Below are 19,042 nucleotides of genomic sequence, written 5' to 3'. Positions count from 1 at the left end.
ACGTTCACGATTAATTTATCAGTAAATAACGTTCGTCCATGTTTAATGGATAAGCATGGGTATTTAATTTCACAAATCGTATTATCAGGATCAAATAATGAAATTTCTGAAGCCTAAATATCTGGCACTCTTCGTTGCAGCGGCTGCAAGCCCGGTGTTCGCAGCTGTGCCAGGTAAAGCAACTATCGCCAGTGGGAATGATAAATTTGCCATTGTCGAAGTTGATCAGTCTGCTTCTGCCTACAACAGCCTCGTCAAAGTCCATGATGGCGCCGATGTTAAAGTGCAGTGGGACGTCTGGAACGGCGCGGCGCCGACGTCAGCGAAAGTGCTACTCGACGGCAAAACCGTCTGGACCGGCGCAGGCAGCATGTCCGGTACGGCAACATTTAAAGTGACGAAAGGCGGTCGCTATCAGGAAACGGTTGAACTCTGTAATGCCAGCGGCTGCAGCACCAGCGCCAGCAAACTGATTATCGTCGCGGATACCGACGGTAGCCATCTGCTGCCACTCAACACCACCATGCAGGAAAATAATAAAACCCTCTCTAAGCACACCGATAAAGTGGTCGGTGCCTATTTCCCAGAGTGGGGTGTTTACGACCGTAACTTCCCGGTGGATAAAATCCCGGCCGCCAACCTCAACCACATTCTGTAAGGCTTCATTCCGATCTGCGGCGGCGATGGCATCAACGACAGCCTGAAAACCATCGAAGGCGGTAACAGCTTCGAGGCGCTGAAACGCGCCTGTGCGGGCCGTCAGGACTTCCAGGTGGCGATTCACGACCCGTGGGCCGCCCTGCAGAAACCTCAGGCTGGCGTCAGCAACTGGGACGACCCCTACAAAGGCAACTTCGGCCAGCTGATGGCGATGAAGAAAGCCAATCCAGGGCTGAAAGTGCTGCCGTCTATCGGTGGCTGGACGCTGTCTGACCCGTTCTTCAAAATGCACGACCCGGCGATCCGCGCGCGCTTCGTCGCGTCCGTAAAAGATTTCCTGAAAACCTGGAAATTCTTCGACGGCGTAGACATCGACTGGGAATTCCCTGGCGGCGGCGGTCAGAACGAAACGCTGGGCAACCCGCAGCAGGATAAAGAGACGTATACCGCACTGATGCGCGAACTGCGCACCATGATGAATGAACTGTCAGCCGAAACCGGCCGTACCTTTGAACTGACCTCAGCAATCGGTTCAGGCAGCGACAAAATTGAAGACGTTGATTACACCGCTGCCCAGCAGTACATGGATCATATCTTCCTGATGAGCTACGACTTCTACGGCGGCTGGAGCAACACCGATCTGGGTCATCAGGCGGCACTGCGTGCGCCGGCGAACAAACCGGATACTAATTACACCACCGAAAACGGCGTGAATGCGCTGCTGGCACAGGGCGTACAGCCCGGCAAAATTGTCGTGGGGACGGCCATGTACGGTCGCGGCTGGACCGGCGTTCACGGTTACAGCAATAACAACCCGTTCACCGGCACGGCAACGGGCATGGTGAAAGGGACCTGGGAGCCGGGCGTGGTTGACTATCGTCAGATCGTTAACGAGTACAAAGGCAAAGCGGGCTGGGAATACAACTATGATGCCACCGCTGAAGCGCCGTATCTGTTTAACAAAACCACCGGCGATCTGATCACCTATGAAGACGCGCGTTCCGCAACGGCGAAAGGTCAGTATGTGCTGGCGAAAAACCTGGGCGGTCTGTTTGCCTGGTCCATCGACTCCGATACTGGAGACATTCTGAACGCGATGAATGAAAGCCTGACGGGCGGCGGCGCTGCGCCGGTTGATCCGGTAGTACCCAACCATGCCCCTGTGGCGACTGCCGCTGACCAGAGCGTAACCGGTCCGGCGACGGTGACGCTGGATGGCTCGGCTTCCACCGATCCGGATGGCGATGCCATCACCTACAAGTGGACGCAGATCTCTGGTCCATCCGTGACCATCACCAACAGCACCAAAGCGAAAGCGACCTTTAACGTTGCCGCTGTCACCAGTAACCAGACTCTGGCGTTCCGCCTGACGGTTACTGACGCGAAAGGGTTGAGCAGCACCGCTGACGTCCAGGTCGTGAACAAAGCGCCGAAAGCAAACCAGGCGCCGGTCGTGAACCAGATGGAAGCCGTGACGCTGGAAGCGGGCCAGAGCTACTCTCTGCACGCGCAGGCGAGCGATCCTGATGGCGACGCGCTGACCTACTCCTGGAGCGTTCCTGCGAATATGCAGGCGACAGGCGCAGACACCGCGAACCTGAACATCACCGCGCCGGACGTGGACACGGAATCAACTTACACGCTGACCGTGGTGGTAAGCGATGGCAAGTCCAGCGTACAGACTAACGTCCAGGTGACGGTAACGCCTAAAGCGGCTGAAACGCCGTCTGACGAAGGAAATACTCCATTTGATGAAGGCAACACGCCGTCTGACGAAGGTAACACCCCTGCCGATGAAGGCAACACGCCGTCTGACGAAGGTTCTGCCACCAATAGCTGCGATAACCCTGTTGACGCCAATGCCAGTAAGTATGCTGCCTGGAGCGCAAGCAAGGTTTACAACGCCGGGAATACCGTCAGCTTCGACAACCTGGTCTGGAAAGCAAAATACTGGACTCAGGGCAACCAGCCGGGCTTCGGCGTGGATGCATGGGAGCTGGTCAGTCAGGTGAAATTCAACTGGCGCTCCGACGTGGTTTATAACGGCGGCGACACCACGACCTACAACGGTTACACCTACACCGCCAAATGGTGGACGAAGGGTGATAAACCGGGTAGCAGCGATGTATGGGTGAAAAAAGGCCCTGCGACTGACTGCCAGTAAGTCACTGCCATCACGATGCGGGTAAGAAACTTGCCCGCTATTACGGTCCACGTCCCGAGACGGACGTGGACCGTAAATCAGGAAACAGAGCAATAAGCGCGTAAGGAGACAATGAAAAAGAGCCGGACTGAAAATGAAAACGTTATTTTTATTGTTGCTGGTAATAAGCCATAGCGTCTTTGCCAACTGCTGGGATAAAGCCGCCAGTTATTATCATGTGGATCCTTATCTGTTGTATGCAATTGCTAATGTTGAATCGGGAATGAATCCCAACGCGATTGGACAGAATAATGATGGCACGCGTGATGTCGGCCTGATGCAGATTAACAGCTCACATTTTTCCGAGCTGGAGCGAAAGGGCATCAATGAGTACCGGTTAATTACCGAGCCCTGTACCTCGATTATGGTTGGTGCATCGATATTATCCGGAATGATCAATATTTATGGCTATAACTGGGAGGCGGTCGGCGCCTATAACGCGGGACTGAAAAAAGAGAATTTCGCGCAGCGCATGGTCTATGCCCGTAAGGTCTGGAATAAATATCAGAAGTTAAAACGTAGCACCCGTAACCGTTATTATTATTGATTTTTATTTTTTGAAGAGTACCGACTGGTGTTCTTCATAAAACGAAAACTGCTCCCGGGTTTATTTATTAAATGATTAATAAATAAACCGCGAAACAAATTAACTTTTATAGACCCTTAATATCATTAAGAGGACCATTGAATATGAACAAAAGGACATTACTCAGTGTTCTTATTGCGGGCGCATGTGTTGCACCGTTTATGGCTCAGGCAACCCTGCTGCAGGCCAGCAGCGAACCTTACACCGTTAAGGCCAGCGATCTGCAGAAGAAAGAGCAGGAGTTGACCAACTTCCCGCTGATGGCTTCGGTGAAGTCAACCATCCGCACGCTGGACAACAGCCTGGTGGAACAAATTGAGCCGGGTAAATCGACAAATCCGGAAAACGTCAAGCGCGTGGAAGGGATTATCAAGGCCAGCGACTGGGATTACCTCTTCCCGCTGCGTGCGCCGGAATATACCTACAGCAACTTCCTGAAAGCGGTGGGTAAATTCCCGGCGCTGTGCCAGACCTATACCGATGGTCGTAACAGCGATGCCATCTGCCGTAAGTCTCTGGCAACCATGTTCGCGCACTTCGCGCAGGAAACCGGCGGCCACGAGTCCTGGCGTCCGGAAGCCGAGTGGCGTCAGGCGCTGGTTTACGTGCGTGAGATGGGCTGGAGCGAAGGTCAGAAGGGTGGATATAACGGCGAATGTAACCCGGATGTCTGGCAGGGTCAGACCTGGCCGTGCGGTAAAGACAAAGATGGCGATTTCGTTAGCTACTTTGGTCGCGGTGCGAAACAGCTCTCCTATAACTACAACTACGGCCCATTCTCTGAAGCGATGTACGGCGACGTCCGCGTACTGCTGGACAAACCTGAGCTGGTGGCGGACACCTGGCTGAACCTTGCTTCCGCGATCTTCTTCTTCGCCTACCCGCAGCCGCCAAAACCGAGCATGCTGCAGGTTATCGACGGCACCTGGCAGCCGAACGATCACGATAAGGCGAATGGTCTGGTACCGGGCTTCGGCGTGACCACGCAGATCATCAACGGCGGCGTGGAGTGCGGTGGCCCGACTGAGATCGCCCAGTCTCAAAACCGTATCAAATACTACAAAGAGTTCGCCAACTACCTGAAGGTGCCTGTTCCGTCTAATGAAGTGCTGGGCTGCGCCAACATGAAGCAGTTCGACGAAGGCGGTGCCGGCGCGCTGAAGATCTACTGGGAACAGGACTGGGGATGGAGCGCGGATACCCCGTCAGGCCAGACCTACTCTTGCCAGCTGGTGGGTTACCAGACGCCATTCAGCGCCTTTAAAGAGGGTGACTACACCAAATGCGTGAAGCATTACTTCAATGTCAACGTGGTGGGTGAAGACGGAACTTCCGACGGCGGTAGCGTCACGCCAACGCCAACCCCTGTCGACCCAACGGACGAAGGTAATACCACGCCGGTGCCGGATGATAACACCCCGGCTCCGGACGATAATACGCCAGCGCCGGTAAACCATGCGCCGGTAGCAAAAATCGCCGGTCCGGTGGGGGCGGTTGAAGCGGGTAAATCAGTTTCTCTGAACGCGTCTGGCTCGACTGACGAAGACGGTAACCACCTGACTTATACCTGGACGGCTCCGAACGGTCAGACCGTAAGCGGCGAAGATAAAGCGATTATTACCTTCAATGCGCCGGAAGTGGCGGCGGCAACGCAGTACCCGATCAACCTGACCGTCAGTGACGGCGAGCTGAGCAGCACCACAAGCTATACGCTGAACGTTCAGGCTAAGCAGACCGACGGCGGCCAGACCGGGACTTACCCGACCTGGACCTCCAAAACCAAATGGAAAGCGGGCGATATCGTGAACAACCGCGGCCAGCTGTTCCAGTGCAAACCTTATCCGTACAGCGGCTGGTGCAATAACGCGCCATCCTACTACGAGCCAGGTAAAGGGATTGCATGGCAGGACGCGTGGACTGCGCTGTAATCAGCAAAACAGTAAAATAACAAACGGCAACCTTCGGGTTGCCGTTTTTTTCTCGTCGTAAAAATGCAGGACCCGATCTACCGATGAAGCTTCCCGTGATCCCGCAGCCACGCCGCCGTACGCGTAATCCCTTCATCCAGCGTCACGGTCGGTTTGTACCCAAGCTCGTTCTCCGCTCGCGAAATATCCAGCGTGAAATCAAAGTTAAGCTTCGATACGCCGTAATGCGTCAGCGCAGGCTCTTTGGCCGATTTACTGCCAAAACGCTCCATGCTGCGGGCAATCATATCCAGCATTGGGTAAGGGACTGAACGGATGCGGCAGTCGATCTGCAGCTCGTCAATTAAGCGCTGCACAATGCTGCGCAGCGTGCAGGGTTCGCCGTTCGTGATGTTGTAGGCGCGACCGGAGATGAGCTTATCGCAGTCCGGCTGGCTTGCCAGCCACATGGCGTGGACGGCGTTTTCGTAATAGGTCATATCCACCAGCGCATCGCCGCCGCGCGGCAGCAGCACGCTGCCGTAGTGGTGCATCATCTGCGCCAGGCGCGGAATAAACACTTTGTCGTGCGGCCCGAACAGGCTCTGCGGACGTAAGACCGTAAAACGGGTGTGCGGGTTCGACTGTGCCAGCAGGTCAATCACCTCTTCGCTGGCCGCCTTGCTGCGGGCAAACTCGCAGGCGAAGCGAGCCGGACGGAAATCTTCCTGCACGTCACGATGGTGGTGATAGTCGAAATAGAGCGACGGTGACGAGATATGAATAAAGTTGCGCACGCCCCAGGCGACGGCCCATTCACCCAGACGACGGGTGGCCCGCACGTTGGCGAGATCGAAGGCTTCCTGGGTCCCCCATGGGGAGGTAAAACTGGAACAGTGCCACAGCGTGTCGATACCGGCGAGCATCACTTTCGCCTGCGAGGAGACCAGCTCCGTCAGGTCAGCATGGACGAACTCCGCGCCCATTTTTTGCAGCAGTTTTCCCATCGCTTCGTTGCGACCGGTAGCCCTGACGCTGATGCCCTTGTTGCGCAGAAATTCGACCGCATTTCGGCCTAAGCCGCTGGTCGCCCCGGTAACCAGTACCTTCATAGCTATCCACTGTGTTGAAAAGAATTTCGTGCGCATTCTTTCGTGAATTACGGCGCTATGCAATGGGAAAGGTGAAAGAAAGAGAGTTTTATTTAGATCTTTTCCGTCTTTTGTTCTGCCCGTTGCGCAATGCGTTTCGCCATCCCCCGGAAGATAAACAGGTGGGCAGGGATCATCAACAGCCAGTAGAACAGACCCGGCATTCCGTGGGGATGCCACCAGGCGCGGACGTCCAGTTCACGACAATCGCCTTTGTCTTTCAGGGTAAAGCAGAGCCGGCCCAGCCCCGGGGCTTTCATGCCGAACAGCAGCGCCAGCTGTTTTTCCGGCTCGACGATGATCACCTTCCAGCTGTCGACCGCATCGCCCACCTCAAGATACGGGCGTGCCGGGCGGCCTTTTGCCAGCCTGTGCCCCACCAGCAGATCCATTGCTCCGCGCGTTTGCCAGAGGATATTGCCGAAGAAATAACCGTCTTTGCCGCCAATCTGGTTCACCACCTCCCACAGCGCGGCCAGGCTGGCGTGGGTTTTCACCGTGCAGCCCGCCTGTTTCGGGTAATAGCCGTATTCCGGGCGCCAGCGGGCAAACGCCTGGGCGTCGTAACCCCAGTCGCTGGAGTTCACCAGCTGCTCTTCTTCTTTCAGCGTATTGCGCACGGCATCATCAAAGCGGATCAGGTCCTGTGGAATGAGTGCCCGCAGTTCGCGATCGTCCGCCAGTAAATCGTGTTTGAGCCCCTGGATCAGCGCTTTGGCGGTCGTCGGCGGCACCGAGGTGATCACATTCAAAAACCACACCGAAATCCAGCGGGTCGGAAAGGGGATGGGGATCAGCCAGCGGCGGCGGCCGCTGACGCGCATGAAATGTTCGAACTGCTCCTGATAGCTCAGCACTTCAGGACCTGCCGCCTCGAGCACGCGTTGTTGCTCCGCCGGGTGATCCAGCAGGGCCACCAGATAATGCAGTAAATTCTCAAGCGCAATCGGCGTGGTGCGCGAGCGCACCCAGCGCGGCGGCGTGAGCACCGGCAGGTTGTAAACCATATCGCGCATCACTTCGAAGGCGGCGGAGCCTGCGCCGACGATGATTCCGGCGCGCAGTTCGGTGACGGGGATATTCGCCCCGCGCAGGGTTTCAGCCGTCAGCTGGCGGGCGCGCAGGTGATCGGACTGCTCGCGTTCGGGCGCCTGGAGCGAGCTTAAAAAAATGACCTGCTTCACCGGGGTTTGCAGCAGGGCATCGCGGACGTTCATCGCCACCTGCCGCTCGTGGGCGATAAAATCCCCGCCTTCGCCCATGCTGTGCACAAGGTAGTAAAGCGTGTCGACCCCTTCCAGTAGGGCGGGAAGTTCCTTCGGCCAGTTGAGGTCAACGCTGTGGCAGGTAACGCCAGGCAAACTAAGCTTTTGCAGGCGTTCGGTGTTGCGTGCCGCTGCCAGCACCTGGTGCCCCTGCTGGCTTAACGCCGCGGTGAGATGCTGACCGATGTACCCGCTGGCGCCGAGCACCAGAATGCGTTGCGGCACGTGATGCTCCTTATCGCTGTAAAAACGCCTGCCAGTGTTTTACCACGTCGGCCAGCTGCTCGCGGCTCACGTCGAGATGCATGACCAGGCGCACGACAGGTGAGGCGTTGATCAGCACGCCACGTGCTTTCATGAACTCGCCAAGCGCAGCGGCGCGATCCTCGCCCACGCGGACGAACAGCATATTGGTGTCGTGGCGCATCACGTCGGCGCCAATTTCGCGCAGCTGCGCCGCCATCCACGCGGCGTTGTCGTGATCGTCCTTCAGGCGCGCCACGTTGTTTTTCAGGGCATACAGCCCGGCCGCCGCCAGAATACCCGCCTGACGCATGCCGCCGCCGGTCATTTTGCGCCAGCGGTTGGCGCGCTTGATATAGTCCGCGTTGCCCACCAGCAGAGAGCCCACCGGCGTGCCCAGCCCTTTAGAGAGGCAGATGGTGAACGAGTCGCAGTATTGCGCAATCTCTTTCAGCTCGCAGCCGTACTCCACGACGGCATTAAAGATGCGCGCGCCGTCAACGTGCAGGCCGAGCCGGCGCTCGCGGGTGAATTCCCACGCTGCTTTCAGGTATTCGCGCGGCAGCACTTTGCCGTTGTGGGTGTTTTCGAGGCTGAGCAGCCGGGTGCGGGCGAAGTGAATATCGTCGGCTTTGATTTTCGCCGCGACTTTATCGAGCGGCAGGGAGCCGTCCGGCGCGGCGTCAATCGGCTGCGGCTGAATGCTGCCGAGCACGGCGGCACCGCCTGCTTCATACAGATAGTTATGCGCGCCCTGGCCGACGATATACTCTTCACCGCGCTCGCAGTGGCTGAGCAGCGCGACCAGGTTAGCCTGCGTTCCGGTCGGCAGGAACAGCGCGGCCTCCTTGCCGCTCAGTTCAGCCGCGTAGCGCTGCAGTTCGTTAACCGTCGGGTCATCGCCGTAGACGTCGTCCCCTACCGGGGCGGCCATCATCTCTTCGAGCATGGCGCGGCTCGGGCGGGTTACGGTATCACTGCGTAAATCAATCATTTCACATCCCTTTATTTTAAGAGGTCGTGCGAAATGTTTTACCTGAGCCAGTTGGTTTTTGCCAGTTCGATCACCTCGTCGCCGCGCCCGCTGATGATGGCGCGCAGCATATACAGGCTAAAGCCTTTGGCCTGTTCCAGCTTAATTTGCGGCGGGATCGCCAGCTCTTCTTTGGCGACGACGACATCCACCAGCACCGGACCGTCGATGGAAAACGCACGCTGCAGGGCTTCGTCCACCTCTGAGGCTTTCTCCACGCGAATACCTGTGATGCCGCAGGCCTCGGCGATGCGCGCGAAGTTGGTGTCGTGCAGCTCGGTGCCGTCCGTGAGATAGCCTCCGGCCTTCATCTCCATCGCCACGAAGCCCAGCACGCTGTTGTTGAAAACCACGATTTTCAGCGGCAGCTTCATCTGTACCACCGACAGGAAATCCCCCATCAGCATGCTGAACCCGCCGTCGCCGCACATCGCCACTACCTGACGCTCCGGCGCCGTCGCTTTTGCGCCCAGCGCCTGCGGCATGGCGTTGGCCATCGAACCGTGGTTGAACGAGCCGAGCAGGCGGCGTTTGCCGTTCATCTTCAGATAGCGTGCCGCCCAGACGGTTGGCGTGCCCACGTCGCAGGTAAATATGGCATCGTCGTCAGCGAAATGGCTGATCTGCTGCGCCAGATACTGCGGGTGAATGGCTTTGTCGCTCGGTTTGGCGAGGTCGTCCAGCCCCTTGCGGGCGTCGCGATAGTCGCTCAGGGCTTTATCAAGGAACTTGCGGTCCGTTTTTTCTTCCAGCAGCGGCAGCAGGGCGGCAAGGGTGGATTTGATGTCGCCCACCAGCGCCATATCGACCTTGCTGTGCGCGCCGATGCTGGCCGGGTTGATATCAATCTGAATGATTTTCGCATCCGTCGGGTAGAACGCGCGATACGGGAACTGGGTACCCAGCAGGATCAGCGTGTCGGCGTTCATCATGGTGTGGAAGCCGCTGGAGAAACCGATCAGACCGGTCATCCCCACATCAAAGGGGTTGTCGTACTCGACGTGCTCTTTGCCGCGCAGGGCGTGGACAATCGGCGCTTTCAGCTTCCCGGCAAATTCAAGCAGCTCCTTGTGCGCGCCCGCGCAGCCGCTGCCGCACATCAGGGCGATATTGCTGGAGTAACGCAGCAGCTGTGCCAGCTTTTTCAGCTCTTCTTCCGCAGGGGTTACGACGGGCTGCGGGGCGTGATACCAGTGGGTGCTGGCCCCTTCCGGCGCGGCCTTGAGGGCCACATCGCCCGGGATAACGACCACAGAAACGCCGCGGTTCAGCACGGCCTTGCGCATGGCAATCGCCAGCACCTGCGGGATCTGCTCCGGGGATGAAACCAGCTCGCAATAGTGGCTGCATTCACGGAACAGCTCCTGCGGATGCGTCTCCTGAAAATAGCCGCTGCCAATTTCGGAAGAGGGGATATGGGCGGCAATCGCCAGCACCGGCACGTGGTTACGGTGACAGTCGAACAGCCCGTTAATCAGATGCAGGTTGCCGGGACCGCACGATCCGGCGCAGACGGCCAGTTCGCCCGTGAGCTGTGCTTCAGCGCCTGCGGCGAAGGCGGCAACCTCTTCATGACGGGTAGGCATCCATTCGATAGTCTTCATCTTGTTGAGGCTGTCGCTAAGTCCGTTCAGGGAATCGCCGGTTACGCCCCAGATACGTTTCACGCCAGCCTGTTCGAGCGTTTTCGCAATATATGCAGCCACGGTTTGTTTCATGGTTGTCCGTCTCCTTTTTGTGATATCGCTTACAAGCTTAGAAGAAAGTCTCCGTATTGCCCGTCATCTCCCCCTAATTAAAAGGTGCTTTTCACGCGCAATTATTCGGCATAATCTGGTTATACCTCGGTGAAAACAGGAATCATTTCAAATGGTTAAATCATTGTTAATTGCTGTTAATGAAAAGCTATCGTGCGACGATCTTGGCAAACTCTTGTTACGACTTGCCGTCGGCGGGCTGATGCTTTTTCATGGTTTGCACAAGCTTTTTGGCGGCGTGGGCTTTATCAGCGGCATGCTGGTGGAAAAAGGGCTACCGGGATTTATCGCCTACGGCGTGTTGGTTGGAGAAGTGGTGGCACCGGTTCTGATTATTGTCGGGCTCTTTACGCGTCCGGCCGCGCTGGTGCTGGCCTTTACGATGATTGTGGCATGGCTGATGGTAGGAATGGATGAAACGCTCGCCCTTGATAAGGTGGGCGCATGGGCGATTGAAAGCCTGGTGTACTTCTTTATCGGCTCTCTGGCGATCGCGTTTTTAGGGGCGGGGCGGTTTGCGCTGGGTAAAGCACCCGCGTGGCGGTAGGGTTGTTGTCGGTCGGGTAAACGCAGTGCCACCCGACAAAAAGCCCGGTGGCGTTGACGCTTACCGGGCCTACGATCGAAAGTTGACCGTTTATGCGAGGACGAGATCGCCCTGCGGATGGCACGAGCACGCCAGCACGTAACCCTCGGCAATTTCCGCATCGGACAGCGTCATGGTGCTGGTGACGGTATACTCTCCGGAAACCACCTTCGTCTTACAGCAGCCGCACACGCCCGCGCGGCAGGCCGCCGCTACCGGCACCTTGTTGCTTTCCAGCGCCTCCAGCAGCGTGGTTCCCACGCGACCAAAGAAGGTCTGCGCAGGCTGTAGCTTGGTGAACTTAACGCCGCCGGTGGCCGCTTCCGCCACCGGCGTGAAGAACTGCTCTTTGAAGAAGCGGGTCACGCCAAGCGCTTTCACCTCTTTTTCCACGATGTCCATGTACGGCGCCGGGCCGCAGGTCATAACGGTGCGGTTCGCGATATACGGCACGCTTTGCAGGAGCTCGCGGCTCAGGCGACCGGGTACAAAGCCGTGGGTCGCGTTGTGCTCCGCCACCAGCGTCACCGGATAATTACGCCACTCCCCGGCAAAAATCACATCTTCCGGGGAACGGACGCTGAAGATCGCCTGCACGTCGGCCTGCGGGCGGTTCTTCGCCAGCCAGCGGCGCATCGACATAATCGGCGTTACGCCACAGCCCGCCGCCAGCAGCAGGAATTTATCGTCTGCTTTGTCGTCACAGGTGAAATCGCCCAGCGCGTGAGACAGCCAGATATAATCCCCGCGCTTGACGTCCCGCGTCAGCCACTGCGAGCCCGCGCCGTCGTCAATACGACGGACGGTGAGCGTAATGTACTCGCTCACGCCCGGCGTTGAGGAGATCGTGTAGGCGCGCAGCGTATCCGCCGAATTGCGAACGCTGACCAGCGCATACTGGCCTGCACGGTACGGATAGTAGTCGTGGCACAGCAGCGACAGCGTCCACACATCCGGCGTCTCCTGATGGATGTGATGAACCTGCATCCGCCACGGACATTGTGAGGTTGGCATGGTCATGAATAACTCCTTACGCGCTCAGCAGCTGCTTCATATCATCTTCAACGTTGGTCACGGAACGCAGGCCGAATTTCTCGTTCAGCACGGCCAGCAGGTCCGGCGTCAGGAAGCCCGGCGCGGTCGGTCCGGTCACGATGTTGGTGACGCCGAGAGAGAGCAGGGTCAGCAGGATGACAATCGCCTTCTGCTCAAACCATGACAGCACCAGCGACAGCGGCAGGTCGTTCACGCCGCAGCCCAGTTTCTCCGCCAGGGTGACCGCCAGAATGATGGCCGAGTAAGCATCGTTACACTGGCCCGCATCGATCAGGCGCGGCAGACCTTCGATGTCGCCGAAATCCAGCTTGTTGAAACGGTATTTGCCGCACGCCAGGGTCAGGATCAGGCAGTCTTCCGGCACGCGGGTGGCGAAATCGGTGAAGTAGTTACGCTCGCCGCGCGCGCCGTCGCAGCCGCCGACGAGGAAGATGTGGCGCAGCTTTTCACGGCTGACGAGATCGATCAGCGAATCAGCGGCACCCAGCAGGGTTTCACGACCAAATCCGACGGTGATGAGATGTGGGATCTCGCTGTACGGGAAGCCCGCCATCTGCTGCGCCTGGGCGATAACCGGACCGAAATCGTCACCTTCAAGATGGCTCACGCCCGGCCAGCCGACGATGCTGCGGGTCCAGATGCGGTCATCGTACGCGCCGACGGTCGGGTCGATGATGCAGTTAGAGGTCATCACGATAGGGCCAGGGAAGCGGGCGAACTCCACCTGCTGGTTCTGCCAGCCGCTGCCGTAGTTACCGATCAGATGCTTAAATTTACGCAGTTCCGGGTAGCCGTGTGCCGGCAGCATTTCGCCGTGGGTATAAACGTTAACGCCGGTGCCTTCGGTTTGCTTCAGCAGGTTGTAGAGATCTTTCAGGTCGTGACCGGAAATCAGAATGCACTTGCCTTCGGTTGCCTTGACGTTGACCTGCGTCGGCGTCGGGTGGCCGTAGGTGCTGGTTTCACCGGCGTCAAGAATGCTCATCACGCGGAAGTTCATCTGGCCGATTTCCATTGAGCATTCCAGCAGGGCATTCATATCGGCAGGCCAGGTACCCAGCCACGCCATGATTTTGTGGTACTGGGCGTAAATCTCATTGTCGTACTGACCCAGAACGTGCGCGTGTTCCATATAGGCCGCAGCGCCTTTCAGGCCGTACAGGCACAGCAGGCGCAGGCCGAGAATGTTCTCGCCAATCGCCGCTTTGTCTTTATTCGGGGTGAACTCTGCCGCCTGACGCTGGAGGTCGCCGAGATCGTCGCTGACCAGCTGCAGTTCAGACATCGGGTTTTCCACGCGGGCGCTGGCGTCCGCCTTCAGGCACTGGGCTTTCAGCGCTTCACGCAGGGCAATCGCTTCGCGGGCATATCCGACAATGCGTGGAGAGTCGAAGTTAACGTTGGTCAGCGTGGAGAAGAAGGCGCGCGGGGCGAAGCTGTCGACGTAGTGGTCGACAATGCCGTATTCGCGGGCTTTGAACGCCCATGCGGAAAGGCCTTGCAGGGCGGCAATCAGCAGGTCCTGCAGGTCAGATGTTTCTGCGGTTTTGCCGCACATACCCTGTGCGTAAGAGCAGCCATTGCCTGCCGGGGTACGGATGGTTTGTTCACATTGCACACAAAACATAATCACACCTGTTAAAGTTATATTTAATATACATGTTTAAGGTTATGCCTGTGCCAGAACGGAGAAAAGGGATTTCTGCTACAAAATAGAGGGAGATTGATTTAGCGCAATTTTGGCGGCAGGAAACCTACCGCCAAAGAAGTATCAGGCAGAGAAGAAGGCCATCAGGACCGGAACCAGCAGGCTTAAAATAAAGCCGTGCACGATAGCCGCGGGAACCATCTCCAGCCCTCCTGAGCGTTGTAGTACCGGCAGGGTAAAGTCCATCGACGTTGCGCCGCACAGGCCCAGCGCGGTAGAACGACTGCGGCGAACCAGGCTCGGGATCAGCATGATGGCAATCAGCTCACGCGCCAGATCGTTAAAGAAGGCGGCGCTGCCGATCACCGGGCCGAATGATTCGGTCAGCAGAATACCGGAGAGTGAATACCAGCCAAAACCGGATGCCATCGCCAGGCCGGTTTTCAGCGGCAGATCGAGAATAAAGGCGTTGATGACGCCCGCCACCATTGAACTGGCGACAACAATCACCGCAACCATCATCCCCCGACGGTTGAGGACAATTTGTTTCAGCGTCATGCCATTATTTCGCAGCTGAATACCAATCAGGAACAGCAGGAAGATCAGCGTATATTCACTGGCCTCTGTCGCGTGCTGTAAAAATGCCCAACCTGTCAGCCCAAGAAGAAAACCGATCACCACGACGCCGCATAATTTTAATGATTCAAGCGCCATTGCAATTCGAGAAGGGAGCTTTTCCTGATGATGGTGATTTTTCCATGGAATAGTGCGTTCCAGCCACAGCAGCGCGGCAATATTGCACAGCAAAATAACCACCACGGTGACGACAGAATAATGGAGAATGGAGAGTAAATTCGCCGACAGGTTGTCCAGAAATGCCAGGCTAATCCCCATAAAGAAAAGAATAACGTAGACAATCCAGCTCAGGAATCGATTAATGAGCCTTAATGCGGATTCACGATGCAGCGGAATAAGATAGCCCACGATCAAGGGCAGCAAAATGATGAGGAGTCCTGAAAACATGAACAGCCGGTCCTTTTGAGTATCGGTTAAGCGCCAGTGACACTACCCAATAAAGGCTGTTCAGTAAAGCGGCAAAAGAAAGCCGGGTGGCGGCTACGCCTTACCCGGCTTGTGTCTATGTGGGGTGTTCGGCCTGTGGCCCTCACCGCGGCCCTCTCCCACGGGGAGAGGGAGGGAAAGATTAATCGCGTTTTTCCAGCAGGGTGCGATACAGCACGCCCCCCAGGATACCGCCGATAATTGGCATCACCCAGAACAGCCACAGCTGCTCAAGCGCCCAGCCGCCCTGGAAGATGGCGACGGCGGTGCTGCGTGCCGGGTTAACGGAGGTGTTTGTGACCGGAATAGAAATCAGGTGGATAAGCGTCAGCGCCAGACCAATGGCAATCGGGGCAAAACCGGCTGGCGCGTGTTTGTCCGTTGCGCCGTGGATCACCAGCAGGAAGCCGGCGGTCAGCACGATTTCAATCACGATGGCAGACAGCATGGAGTAACCGCCCGGAGAGTGTTCGCCGAAGCCGTTAGAGGCAAAGCCGCTGGCCGCCGCGTCGAAGCCGGCTTTACCGCTGGCAATCACGTACAGAACGCCCGCCGCAATAATACCGCCAACTACCTGCGCCACAATGTAGCCAATTACGTCTTTCGCCGGGAAACGGCCGCCCGCCCATAAACCTAACGTCACTGCCGGGTTAAAATGACCGCCGGAAATATGTCCCACGGCAAATGCCATGGTTAATACGGTTAAACCAAACGCCAGCGCGACGCCGACAAAACCGATACCTAATTCCGGGAATGCTGCTGCCAGAACGGCGCTACCGCAGCCACCAAATACCAGCCAGAATGTACCAAAGCATTCTGCTGCCAATTTTCTAAACATAACCACCTCAAATAATTTTCCGCACGCTTTCCCGCGCACGGGATATATCGCCATAAAGGGATGACGACTCAAAGAGCCCGTATTTTAAAAACCAACAACACCCCTTCGCCACTTAAATAAATTCGATTAATTTGATTTAAGGCAATGTGATGTCAATCCTTGTTCAAATCAGCGGTAAATAGAGCATAGACCAATTTGCGGGCGGTAGTATCTTGTGAGATGTGGGTTATTTCAAATGAAACCTGATGGATAAATTCTGAATTTTTCGTGCTTCCGCCAGGTTATGGAGTCGGTTTGCAGTGTCAAGCCCGTCTGCATCCCGCTATACTGCTGATTACTTGAAGGAAAAAGTGATCATATCGCGGGGGATTTATGCTTCTCGAACGTGTGGAAATTGTCGGGTTTCGCGGTATTAACCGCCTGTCGCTGCAGCTGGAGCAGAACAACGTCCTGATCGGCGAGAACGCGTGGGGTAAGTCCAGCCTGCTGGATGCATTGACGCTACTGCTTTCGCCCGAAGACGATCTGTATCACTTCGTTCGCGACGATTTCTGGTTTCCGCCCGGCGACGTAACGGGACGCGAGAAGCACCTGCATATCATCCTGACGTTCCGCGAATCCGAGCCCGGACGTCACCGCGTGCGTCGCTTCCGCCCGCTGTCACCCTGCTGGGTGCCGTGCGATGACGGTTTCCACCGGATTTTCTATCGGCTGGAAGGCGAGATGGCGGAGAACGAAGGGGTACTCACCCTGCGTGATTTTCTCGATGAGAAAGCCAACCCGATCCCGCTGGACAATATCGACGATCTGGCCCGTCACCTGATCCGCCTGACGCCGGTGTTACGCCTGCGCGATGCGCGCTTTATGCGGCGTATTCGTAACGGAACCGTACCCAATACGCCGGAAGTGGAAGTCACCGCCCGCGAGCTGGATTTTCTGGCCAGAGAGCTGGTGTCGCGCCCGCAGAATCTGACCGACGGACAAATCCGTCAGGGGCTGTCCGCGATGGTACAGCTCCTGGAGCACTATTTTTCCGAGCAGGGAACCTCGGAGTCGCGCCACCGCCTGATGCGCCGCCGCTCTCATGATGAGCAGCGAAGCTGGCGTTATCTCGACATCATTAACCGGATGATCGACCGGCCCGGCGGCCGTACCCATCGGGTGATTTTGCTGGGTCTGTTTTCAACGCTTCTGCAGGCCAAAGGCACCGTTCGTCTTGACCGGGACGCCCGGCCTCTGCTGCTGGTGGAAGACCCGGAAACGCGCCTGCATCCCATCATGCTCTCCGTGGCATGGCATCTGCTGAACCTGCTGCCGCTCCAGCGCATTACGACCACCAATTCCGGAGAGTTATTATCGCTGACGCCGGTTGAACACGTCTGTCGCCTGGTGCGTGAATCCTCCCGCGTCTCCGCTTTCCGGCTTGGGCCGGGCGGTTTGAATGCGGAAGACGGGCGGCGCATCGCGTTTCATATTCGCTTTAACCGGGCGTCGTCGCTCTTTGCCCGCTGCTGGCTGCTGGTGGAGGGGGAAACGGAAACCTGGGTCATCAACGAGCTGGCGCGCCAGTGCGGCCACCACTTTGATGCGGAAGGCATTAAGGTCATCGAATTCGCCCAGTCGGGATTAAAGCCGCTGATAAAATTCGCCCGCCGGATGGGAATCGAGTGGCACGTTCTGGTAGACGGTGATGAGGCGGGTAAAAAATATGCCTCGACCGTGCGGAGCCTGCTGAATAACGAGCGCGAGGAAGAGCGCGACCATTTAACCATGCTCCCCGCGATGGACATGGAACACTTTATGTATCGTCAGGGGTTCGACGACGTCTTCCACCGCATTGCCATGGTGCCGGTCGATGTCCCGATGAACATGCGGCGGGTGATCGCCAAAGCCATTCACCGTTCGTCAAAACCGGATTTAGCCATTGAAGTGGCGACGGAAGCGGGCAGGCGGGGCGTGGAGGCGGTACCGACCCTGTTACGGAAGATGTTCTCCCGCGTGCTGTGGCTGGCACGCGGGAAAGCGGATTAGCGTTGGGTCGCCTGTTTCATCTGCTGAATCAGGCTATCCAGCAGCGCGTAGCGGCGGCGATATTCGGAGCGTTTTTTGCTGGCGATCTCTTCCATCGGTTTACGCGGCATGACGAGTGGCAGCATAAAATTACCGTTATCCTGCTTTTCACCGCCGATGGAGAGCCAGAAACTGTCGTAATCGGCCAACAGTTTGCCCTCTTTTTTCTTGCGGTAGCGCCAGCTGCGATAAATATGGGTATCGTTACTGACGGCGACAATCTGCTCTACCGGGAACGCGGCGCCGAGCGTCATGGCGGCCTCGACCAGCAGACGTTTCGGGAACAGGCCGTGGCAGGCTTTCGTCGCTCCCTGGATCAGCTCATGGGGAACATGCGCTTTTGCGCCCTGCAAGCCGCCAATGAACAGCGTCGATTTTCCCTCAAACTGGCATAGCGTAAAGGTCATCTCCGCCAGCGCCGTATTTTGACTGTCACAGAAAACGAGGGTAGCTTCTCCCTCTTTATCCATAAACGCGTCGGCACACAGGCGGACGGTAAATTGCTGTTCATCTTTTCCGGTTAAGGTCAGCAGAGTCACGCCCTGCTTTGAAAGGTAACCCTTTGTCAGCGTCGCCGGCAGCTGGCGGCACATCATCTGATAGTGCCAGGACAGCGATTCCAGCACACGCTGTCGATCCATATTGACCGTTAACCACGGACGATGAAGGCGGCAGGGTAGCCCAGGCTGAACCTGGAGCATTTGCATCAGGTACGGATGTTTCGCAAGATCAGACAGCAGTCGAGCGGTGATGAGCGGTGTCGCCAGTGAGCGCAGCATGAACTTGCGTCGATAGGCGGGCTTTTCCCATGCCAGCCCGGGTGCGATCTCACCGAAAGCCAGGTTTTTGAAGAGCTGCCAGCCGGATTTTGGCTGCGGCAGGTTTGAAAGTGATGTATCGACGATAGAAGACATGGTAGATCCTGATCCTTTTGGAATATCGCTATTTCAGCAGGAGAAATGTCAACATCTCGTAAA

13 protein-coding genes and 1 pseudogene are annotated in these 19,042 nt (G+C 57.0%); 5 read left to right on the top strand and 9 right to left on the bottom strand.

What is annotated here, in order from left to right; translation table 11 throughout:
• The first annotated feature begins 97 nt into the window (after positions 1 to 97).
• From ADJ24_RS17810 to ADJ24_RS17800, 3 genes and pseudogenes are all read left to right on the top strand, one after another.
• A pseudogene (locus tag ADJ24_RS17810) lies at positions 98 to 2,824 on the top strand (glycosyl hydrolase family 18 protein).
• A 133-nt stretch (positions 2,825 to 2,957) separates the two neighbouring features.
• Positions 2,958 to 3,410, top strand: a complete 453-nt coding sequence (gene iagB, locus ADJ24_RS17805) for a type III secretion system invasion protein IagB (protein ID WP_023310963.1) — start codon at positions 2,958 to 2,960, stop codon at positions 3,408 to 3,410.
• A gap of 143 nt (positions 3,411 to 3,553) precedes the next feature.
• Positions 3,554 to 5,377 (top strand): chitinase, encoded by a 1,824-nt coding sequence (locus ADJ24_RS17800; RefSeq protein ID WP_023310964.1) that lies wholly within the window; start codon positions 3,554 to 3,556, stop codon positions 5,375 to 5,377.
• A gap of 77 nt (positions 5,378 to 5,454) precedes the next feature.
• Here ADJ24_RS17800 and ADJ24_RS17795 read toward each other — a convergent pair whose 3' ends face one another.
• The 4 genes from ADJ24_RS17795 to poxB all read right to left on the bottom strand — a co-directional run bounded on the left by ADJ24_RS17795 (position 5,455) and on the right by poxB (position 10,766).
• Positions 5,455 to 6,468, bottom strand: a complete 1,014-nt coding sequence (locus ADJ24_RS17795; protein ID WP_023310965.1) for an NAD-dependent epimerase/dehydratase family protein — start codon at positions 6,466 to 6,468, stop codon at positions 5,455 to 5,457.
• Positions 6,469 to 6,560: 92 nt separating this feature from the next.
• Positions 6,561 to 7,997 (bottom strand): SDR family oxidoreductase, encoded by a 1,437-nt coding sequence (locus tag ADJ24_RS17790; RefSeq protein ID WP_023310966.1) that lies wholly within the window; start codon positions 7,995 to 7,997, stop codon positions 6,561 to 6,563.
• A gap of 10 nt (positions 7,998 to 8,007) precedes the next feature.
• Positions 8,008 to 9,009, bottom strand: a complete 1,002-nt coding sequence (ltaE, locus tag ADJ24_RS17785) for a low-specificity L-threonine aldolase (protein WP_023310967.1) — start codon at positions 9,007 to 9,009, stop codon at positions 8,008 to 8,010.
• A 38-nt stretch (positions 9,010 to 9,047) separates the two neighbouring features.
• Positions 9,048 to 10,766: a ubiquinone-dependent pyruvate dehydrogenase gene (gene poxB, locus ADJ24_RS17780; RefSeq protein WP_023310968.1), complete on the bottom strand. Its 1,719-nt coding sequence runs from the start codon at positions 10,764 to 10,766 to the stop codon at positions 9,048 to 9,050.
• A 151-nt stretch (positions 10,767 to 10,917) separates the two neighbouring features.
• On the opposite strand from poxB, the gene ADJ24_RS17775 reads away from it, so the two are divergent.
• Positions 10,918 to 11,352 (top strand): DoxX family protein, encoded by a 435-nt coding sequence (locus ADJ24_RS17775; RefSeq protein ID WP_023310969.1) that lies wholly within the window; start codon positions 10,918 to 10,920, stop codon positions 11,350 to 11,352.
• 90 nt (positions 11,353 to 11,442) lie between these two features.
• On the opposite strand, the gene hcr is transcribed toward ADJ24_RS17775, so the two are convergent.
• The 4 genes from hcr to aqpZ form a co-directional block, all read right to left on the bottom strand.
• Positions 11,443 to 12,411, bottom strand: a complete 969-nt coding sequence (gene hcr / locus ADJ24_RS17770; protein ID WP_023310970.1) for an NADH oxidoreductase — start codon at positions 12,409 to 12,411, stop codon at positions 11,443 to 11,445.
• A 10-nt stretch (positions 12,412 to 12,421) separates the two neighbouring features.
• The gene (hcp, locus tag ADJ24_RS17765; RefSeq protein ID WP_023310971.1) at positions 12,422 to 14,074 is read right to left on the bottom strand and encodes a hydroxylamine reductase; all 1,653 of its coding nucleotides are present in this window, start codon (positions 14,072 to 14,074) and stop codon (positions 12,422 to 12,424) included.
• 144 nt (positions 14,075 to 14,218) lie between these two features.
• On the bottom strand, positions 14,219 to 15,118 hold the full coding sequence (locus tag ADJ24_RS17760) for a lysine exporter LysO family protein (protein WP_023310972.1): 900 nt from the start codon (positions 15,116 to 15,118) through the stop codon (positions 14,219 to 14,221).
• A 181-nt stretch (positions 15,119 to 15,299) separates the two neighbouring features.
• Positions 15,300 to 15,995, bottom strand: a complete 696-nt coding sequence (gene aqpZ, locus ADJ24_RS17755; RefSeq protein ID WP_014883193.1) for an aquaporin Z — start codon at positions 15,993 to 15,995, stop codon at positions 15,300 to 15,302.
• Positions 15,996 to 16,367: 372 nt separating this feature from the next.
• Here aqpZ and ADJ24_RS17750 point away from each other — a divergent pair, with 372 nt between their 5' ends.
• The gene (locus tag ADJ24_RS17750) at positions 16,368 to 18,026 is read left to right on the top strand and encodes an ATP-dependent endonuclease (protein ID WP_023310973.1); all 1,659 of its coding nucleotides are present in this window, start codon (positions 16,368 to 16,370) and stop codon (positions 18,024 to 18,026) included.
• Here ADJ24_RS17750 and ADJ24_RS17745 read toward each other — a convergent pair.
• Complete coding sequence (locus ADJ24_RS17745) at positions 18,023 to 18,979, bottom strand: VirK/YbjX family protein (RefSeq protein WP_023310974.1); 957 nt, start codon at positions 18,977 to 18,979, stop codon at positions 18,023 to 18,025. The two genes, ADJ24_RS17750 and ADJ24_RS17745, sit on opposite strands and share 4 nt — an antisense overlap.
• Positions 18,980 to 19,042 lie beyond the last annotated feature (63 nt).

The organism is Enterobacter sp. 940_PEND (assembly GCF_001059415.1).
In the GTDB taxonomy this organism is placed as follows: domain Bacteria; phylum Pseudomonadota; class Gammaproteobacteria; order Enterobacterales; family Enterobacteriaceae; genus Enterobacter; species Enterobacter cloacae_M.
The sequence above is the reverse complement of the archived record's forward strand: the minus strand, read 5'-3'. Positions and strand labels throughout refer to the sequence as shown.